At 72.3% G+C, this 1,557-nt stretch carries 2 protein-coding genes; one reads left to right on the plus strand and one right to left on the minus strand.

The genetic code is table 11. The features are described from left to right. Positions 1-513: Ppx/GppA phosphatase family protein (locus AOK15_RS40960; RefSeq protein ID WP_478078833.1), on the minus strand; the 513-nt coding region annotated here is incomplete at its 3' end. Between the two features lie 71 nt (positions 514-584). On the opposite strand from AOK15_RS40960, the gene AOK15_RS40965 reads away from it, so the two are divergent. Next, complete coding sequence (locus tag AOK15_RS40965; RefSeq protein WP_055524317.1) at positions 585-1,466, plus strand: DUF3109 family protein; 882 nt, start codon at positions 585-587, stop codon at positions 1,464-1,466. Positions 1,467-1,557 lie beyond the last annotated feature (91 nt).

The following is a 1,557-nucleotide window of genomic DNA, read 5'->3' on the forward strand; positions in this document are numbered from 1 at the left end:
GCCGGGGAGCCAGCCGGCGGTGAGACGGCCGGCGCCGAGCGGGAGGGAGACGGCCGCGTCGGGCTCCTCGTCGATGCCGTAGGCGATCTCCAGGGAGCCGCCGCCGATGTCGAGGACGAGGAGCTTGCCCGCGGACCAGCCGAACCAGCGGCGGACGGCGAGGAAGGTCAGCCGGGCCTCCTCCGCGCCGGTGAGGACCTGGAGTTCGACGCCGGTCTCGTCCTTGACGCGGGCGAGGACCTCGTCGGCGTTGCTGGCCTCGCGCACGGCGGAGGTGGCGAAGGGGAGCATCTCCTCGACGCCCTTGTCCTCGGCGGCCTGGCGGGCCTCGTGGACGACGGCTATGAGTTTGTCGACCCCGTCGTGGCCTATGGCGCCGTCCTCGTCGAGGAGCTGGGCGAGGCGCAGCTCCACCTTGTGCGAGTGCGCGGGGAGGGGGCGCGCGCCCGGGTGTGCGTCCACCACCAGCAGATGCACCGTGTTCGATCCCACGTCGAGGACACCGAGTCTCATGGGCGGAACGCTACTGCCAGACCGGCCGTGCGCCGTCCTCCGCGCGGGCTTCGGCGCCGTACCCTGGACGGGTGCCAAAGACGAAAAAGGCAAAGGCCGACAAGTCGGCAGTGGCGGCCGCGGCGGAAGCCGGGTCTTCGCGGGCGAAGGCGGCGACCAAACCCCCGAAACCGCGCAAGGGCGCTCCGGAGCCCGACGAGAAGGGGCTCGATTTCGCGCGCGCGTGGGTGGAGTTCCCTGATCCGACGGACGAGGAACAGGTCTTCCGCTGCGATCTGACGTGGCTGACCTCCCGCTGGAACTGCGTCTTCGGCAGCGGCTGCCAGGGCATCCAGGCGGGGCGCGCGGACGACGGCTGCTGCACTCTGGGCGCCCATTTCTCGGACGAGGACGACGAGAAGCGGGTCGCCGAACATGTGGCGAGGCTCACGCCGGAGATCTGGCAGTTCCACGATGTGGGCACCCGGACCGGGTGGGTCTCCCAGGACGAGGACGGGGAGCGGCAGACCCGGCCGTACAAGGGCTCGTGCATCTTCCAGAACCGTCCGGGTTTCGCCGGCGGGGCGGGCTGCTCGCTGCACATCCTGGCGCTGAGCGAGGGGCGCGAGCCGTTGGAGACGAAGCCGGACGTCTGCTGGCAGCTGCCGATCCGGCGCACCTACGACTGGATCGACCGGCCCGACGACACCCGGGTGCTGCAGGTGTCGATCGGTGAGTACGACCGCCGCGGCTGGGGCCCGGGCGGCCACGACCTGCACTGGTGGTGCACCTCGGCGACGTCCGCGCACGGCGCGGGTGAGCCGGTGTACGTGTCGTACCGGCCGGAGCTCATCGAGCTGATGGGCAAGGCCGCGTACGACCGGTTGGTGGAGCTGTGCGAGGAGCGGCTGGCGTCCCGGCTGCCGCTGGTGGCGCCGCATCCGGCGGACCCGGTGGAGCCGGTGGAGTCGTAGGCCCACCGCCCCCGGCCATACGCGGCGGCGATCCCCCTCGGCCTCAGGGTGCGGGTGGGGGATCGCCGCCGCCGTCGCCCGGTGGGGGTGG

It is taken from the genome of Streptomyces ossamyceticus, assembly GCF_001418475.1.
Classification (GTDB): Bacteria; Actinomycetota; Actinomycetes; order Streptomycetales; family Streptomycetaceae; genus Streptomyces; species Streptomyces ossamyceticus.